Origin of the sequence: Micromonospora sp. LOL_025, from assembly GCF_048060285.1 — a bacterium.
GTDB lineage: Bacteria > Actinomycetota > Actinomycetes > Mycobacteriales > Micromonosporaceae > Micromonospora.
On the sequence record NZ_JBHMIR010000068.1, the window covers coordinates 1 to 5716 of the forward strand.

Annotated in this window: 1 protein-coding gene; it reads left to right on the forward strand. The window is 76.9% G+C overall.

The genetic code is table 11. The features are described from left to right. On the forward strand, positions 1–5716 hold a 5716-nt coding region (locus tag ACFHW0_RS31345; RefSeq protein ID WP_416613241.1), incomplete at both ends, for an SDR family NAD(P)-dependent oxidoreductase.

Below are 5716 nucleotides of genomic sequence, written 5' to 3' on the forward strand. Positions count from 1 at the left end.
GCGTCGCTGCGGCTGCTGCCGCGCGGCGGCCGGTTCGTGGAGATGGGCAAGGCCGACCTGCGCGACCCGGAGGCGGTCGCCGCCGAACACCCGGGCGTGACGTACCGCGCCTTCGACCTGAACGAGGCGGGCAGCACCCGCATCGGCGAGATGCTGACCGAGATCCTCGAACTCTTCGCGCGGGGCGCGCTGCGCCCGCTGCCCGTGCGGGCGTGGGACGTGCGCCAGGCCCGGCAGGCGCTGCGGCACGTCAGCCAGGCCCGCCACGTCGGCAAGGTGGTGCTGCGCGTCCCCGCGCCCGTGGACCCCGAGGGCACCGTGCTGGTCACCGGCGCGGCCGGGACCCTGGCCGGCGTGCTCGCGCGCCACCTCGTCGCCACCGGTCAGGCCCGCCACGTGCTGCTGGCCTCCCGGCGCGAACCCGGCCGGCCCGGTGCCGGCGACTACGCCACCCTGGTCCGGGAACTGACCGACGCGGGCGCCACCGTGACCGCCGCGACGGTCGACGTCAGCGATCCCGCGCAGGTCACCGAGCTGGTCGCCGGGATCGACCCGGCGCACCCGTTGACCGCCGTGGTGCACACCGCCGGGGTGATCGCCGACGCCACCATCGGTTCGCTGGACGAGTCCGCCCTGCGTACGGTGATGGCGCCGAAGGTGGACGCCGGCTGGGCGCTGCACGAGGCCACCCGGCACCTGGACCTGTCCGCGTTCGTGCTGTTCTCCTCCGTCGCGGCCACCCTCGGCTCCCCGGGGCAGGGCAACTACGCCGCCGCCAACGCGTTCCTCGACGCCCTCGCGCAGCACCGCCGGCAGCAGGGGCTGCCCGCCACCAGCGTCGCCTGGGGCATGTGGGCCACCGACAGCACGATGACCGCCCACCTCGACGGCGACGACCAGCAGCGGCTGCGACGGGTCGGCATGAGCCGGCTCTCCCCGGCCGAGGGCGCCGAACTCTTCGACGCCGCCCTGCCGGCGGTGCAACCGGTCGTCGTCGCGGCCCGGCTCCACGTCACCGGCGAGGCGAGCCACGTACCGCCGCTGATGCGGCACCTGCTGCGCGGCGGCGGCCGACGCCGCACCGCCACCGACCAGCCGACCGCCGGGACGTCCTGGCGGGACCGCCTCGGCGGCCTGTCCGAGGCCGACGCCCGGCAGGCGCTTGTCGACCTGGTCTGCGGGCAGGCCGCCACGGTGCTGGGTCACGCCTCGGCGCAGGCGGTCCCCGCCGCGCGGGCCTTCAAGGACCTGGGGTTCGACTCGCTGACCTCGGTGGAGCTGCGCAACCGGCTGGGCGCCGCGACCGGGCTGCGGCTCTCCGCCACGCTCGCCTTCGACCATCCCACCCCGGCCCGGCTGGCCGAGCACCTGTTCGCGCAGCTCGGCCCGTCCACCGGCGCCGGCCCGACGGTCCGTACCGTCGTCACGGCCGACGCCGACGAACCGATCGCCATCATCGGCATGGCCTGCCGCTACCCCGGCGGCGTCGCCACCCCCGAGCAGCTGTGGCAGCTCGTCACCTCCGGCTCCGACGCGATCGGCGGGTTCCCCACCGACCGCGGCTGGGACCTCGACCGGCTGTACGGCACGGACGGTGACCAGGCCGGCGGCACCGTCACCGACCAGGGCGGCTTCCTCTACGACGCGGCCGACTTCGACGCCGGCTTCTTCAACATCAGCCCCCGTGAGGCCCTCGCCATGGACCCGCAGCAGCGGCTGCTGCTGGAGACCGCCTGGGAGAGCTTCGAGTACGCCCGCATCGACCCCACCGCGCTCGGCGGCACCGCCACCGGTGTCTTCATCGGCGCGGCCTCCTCCGGCTACGCCACCAGCGGGCGCGACGACCTGGACGGTCTCGAGGGGCACCTGCTGACCGGAACGGCGGGCAGCGTCGCCTCCGGGCGGGTCGCCTACACGTTCGGGCTCGAAGGCCCGGCGGTCACCGTCGACACCGCCTGCTCCTCGTCCCTGGTGGCGCTGCACCTCGCCGCCCAGGCGCTGCGCGGCGGCGAGTGCGACATGGCCCTGGCCGGCGGGGTGGCGCTGATGGCGCAGCCCGGCATGTTCTCCGAGTTCTCCCGGCAGGGCGGGCTGGCCCCGGACGGGCGGTGCAAGGCGTTCGCCGCCGGCGCCGACGGCACCGGCTGGTCCGAGGGCGTCGGAATGCTGCTGGTGGAGCGCCTGTCCGACGCCCGGCGCAACGGGCACCGGGTGCTCGCCGTGCTGCGCGGCTCCGCCGTCAACCAGGACGGCGCGTCCAACGGGCTGACCGCCCCGAACGGCCCGTCGCAGCAGCGGGTGATCCGGCAGGCCCTGGAGAACGCGCGGCTGACGCCGGCCGACGTGGACGCCGTCGAGGCGCACGGCACCGGCACCACCCTCGGCGACCCCATCGAGGCGCAGGCGGTGCTGGCCACCTACGGGCAGGACCGCGACGGCGGGGAACCGCTCTGGCTCGGATCGATCAAGTCGAACATCGGTCACGCGCAGGCCGCGGCGGGCGTCGCCGGCGTGATCAAGATGGTGCTGGCGATGCGGCACGGCGTGCTGCCACCGACCCTGCACGTGGACGAGCCCTCGCCGCACGTCGACTGGAGCGCCGGGGCGGTCGCCCTGCTCACCGACGCGCGGCCGTGGCCGGCGGTGGAGCGGCCGCGCCGGGCGGCGGTGTCGTCGTTCGGCATCAGCGGCACCAACGCGCACACCATCATCGAGCAGGCGCCCGACGAGCCGACCCCGGCGACGCCCCCGCCGGCCGGGGACCTTCCCGGCCTGGTCGGGCCCGCCGCCGTGCCCCTGCCGGTGTCCGGCAGGAGCTTCCGCGCGCTCCGGGCGCAGGCCGCCCGCCTCGGCGAGCTGCTCGCCGGTGACGCGGCGCCGGAGCCGCTCGACCTCGGGTTCTCCCTGGCCACCCAGCGGGCCCACCACCCGTACCGCGCGGTCGTCGTGGCCGCCGACCGCGACGACGCGGTCACCCGGCTGGCCGCCCTCGCCTCCGCCGACAGCTCGCCGGCCGGCGTGGACGCCGCGCCGAAGGTCGTCTTCGTCTTCCCCGGCCAGGGTTCCCAGTGGCAGGGGATGGCGCTGGACCTGCTGGAGACCTCGCCGGTCTTCCGGCAGCGGATGGCGGAGTGCGCCGAGGAACTGTCCCGGCTGGTCGACTGGTCCCTCGAGGACGTCCTCCGGGAGGCGCCCGGTGCGCCGCCCCTGGACCGGGTGGACGTGGTCCAGCCCGCGCTCTTCTCCGTCATGGTGTCCCTCGCGCAGCTCTGGCGCTCGTGCGGCATCGAACCGGCCGCCGTCGTCGGGCACTCGCAGGGGGAACTCGCCGCCGCCTGCGTCGCCGGCGCCCTGACCCTCGCCGACGCGGCGCGGCTCGTCGTGGCGCGCAGCCGCGGCCTGCTGGCGATCGCCGGCCGGGGCGGCATGGTCTCCGTCCCGCTCCCGGCCGCCGACACCGAGCAGCTCATCGCGCCGTGGCGGGGAAGCCTCTCCGTCGGCGCCCTCAACGGCGCCGCCGTGACCGTGGTGGCCGGCGACTCGTCGTCGGTCGCCGAACTGCTCGCGCACTGCGCCGAGCGCGGCATCCGCGCCCGGCAGGTCGCCGTCGACTTCGCGGCCCACAGCGGCCAGGTCGACGCCATCCGCGACGACGTGATCGCCGGGTTCGGCACGGTACGGACGCGGTCCACCACGGTGGCCTTCCACTCCACCGTCACCGGCGAGCCGATCGACACCGCCGACCTCGACGCCGCCTACTGGTACCGCAACCTGCGCGAGACCGTCCGGCTCGCGCCGGTCGTGGACCGGCTGATCGAGCAGGGCTTCCGGGCCTTCGTCGAGGTCAGCCCGCACCCCGTGCTCAAGGTGGCCGTCCAGGACGCGCTCGACCGGGCCGCCGGCGCCGGCGTGGTGGTGGGCTCGCTGCGCCGCCACGAGAACGGTCCGCACCAGCTGCTGGCCAACCTCGGCGACCTGCACGTCGCCGGCGTGTCCGTCGACTGGACGAGCGTCTTCGCCGGCTCCGGCGCCGCCCCGGTCGACCTGCCCACGTACGCCTTCCAGCGGGACCGGTTCTGGCCGGCGGTCGACCGGTCCGCGACCGGCGACGTGTCGGGCGCGGGGCTGGGCGCGGCCGGACACGGGCTGCTCGGCGCGGCGGTGCGCCTCGCCGGCGACGACGAGGTCGTGCTGACCGGCCGGCTGTCGGCGTCGACGCACCCCTGGCTGGCGGACCACGTGGTCGGCGGCGCGCTGGTGCTGCCGGGCACCGCCCTGGTCGAACTCGCGGTGCGCGCCGGCGACGAGGTGGGCGCCTCGCGGGTGCGGGAGCTGACCGTCGCCGCGCCGCTGGTGCTGCCGAGCTCGGGCGCGGTCCGCGTGCAGGTGCGCGTCGGCGCGGCCGACGGCTCCGGCGCCCGGCCCGTGGCGGTGCACTCGCAGCCCGACGGCGACCCCGAGGACGCGTGGACCCGGCACGCCGACGGCCTGCTGGAGCAGGCCACCGACGAGCCGACGTGGGGACCCTGGCCACCGGCCGGGGGCACCGAGGTGGACCTCGCCGACTGGTATCCGGCGCTGGCGGAGCGCGGCCTGGCCTACGGGCCGGCGTTCCGGGGCCTGCGGCGGCTGTGGACCGCCGGCAACGAGGCGTACGCCGAGGTCGCCCTGCCGGACGAGGCGGCCGCCGACGCCGCCAGCTTCGCCGTGCACCCCGCGCTGCTGGACGCCGCGCTGCACCCCGTCGGGCTGCTGCTGACCGCGCGGTCCGGCGGACCGCGCGTGCCGTTCGCGTTCGAGGGCGTGCAGGTGCACGCGTCCGGCGCCAGGACGCTGCGCGTACGGCTGAGCCGGTCGGGCTCGCGCGTGCGGCTGGTGGCCGGCGACGAGTCCGGCGCGCCGGTGGTGTCCGTCGAGTCGCTCGCCCTGCGGGAGATGACCGACGCCAGCGGTGCGGAGGCCGCGGAGCGGTCGCTGTTCGAGGTGACGTGGCAGCCCGAACCGGTCACCCCGGCGGGGGACGTCTCCGGCTGGGCGCTGCTCGGCGACGGTGACGCGCCGGGGGGCCTGACCACGCCGGTGTTCCCGAGCGTCGACGAACTGACCGCGGCGGTCGCGGCCGGGTCGGTCGAGGCGCCCCGCGCGCTCGTCCTGCCCGTGCCCGCCGGTACGCCGGAGGGCGACCTGCCCGATCTCGTCCGTACGGTCACCGCCCGGGTCCTGGCCGTGGTGCGGTCCTGGCTGGACAGCGCGGCCCTGGCCGACACGACCCTGGTGGCGCTGACCCGGGGCGCCGTGGTCGCCACCCCCGCCGACGCGGTGCGGGACCTGCCCGGCGCGGCGGTCTGGGGCCTGCTGCGTTCGGCGCAGTCCGAGCACCCGGGCCGGATCGTCCTCGCCGACGTCGACGGCGAGCTCACCCCGGCCACCCTCGCCCTGCTGGCCGCCGTGGCCGACGACCCGACGCCCACCGGCGGGCAGGTGGCCGTACGCGGCGACGAGGTGCGCACCCCCCGCCTGGGCCGGTCCACCGGTCCGGCCGCCGACGAACTCGTCCCGCCGGCCGGCCTGTGGCAGGTCGGGGCGGTGAGCCCCGGAACCCTGGACGGCATCGGCATGGTGCCCGCCACGGCCGTCGCCCTGGACGCGGGCCAGGTGCGCATCGCCGTGCGCGCGGCCGGGGTGAACTTCCGGGACGTGCTGATCGGCCTGGGGA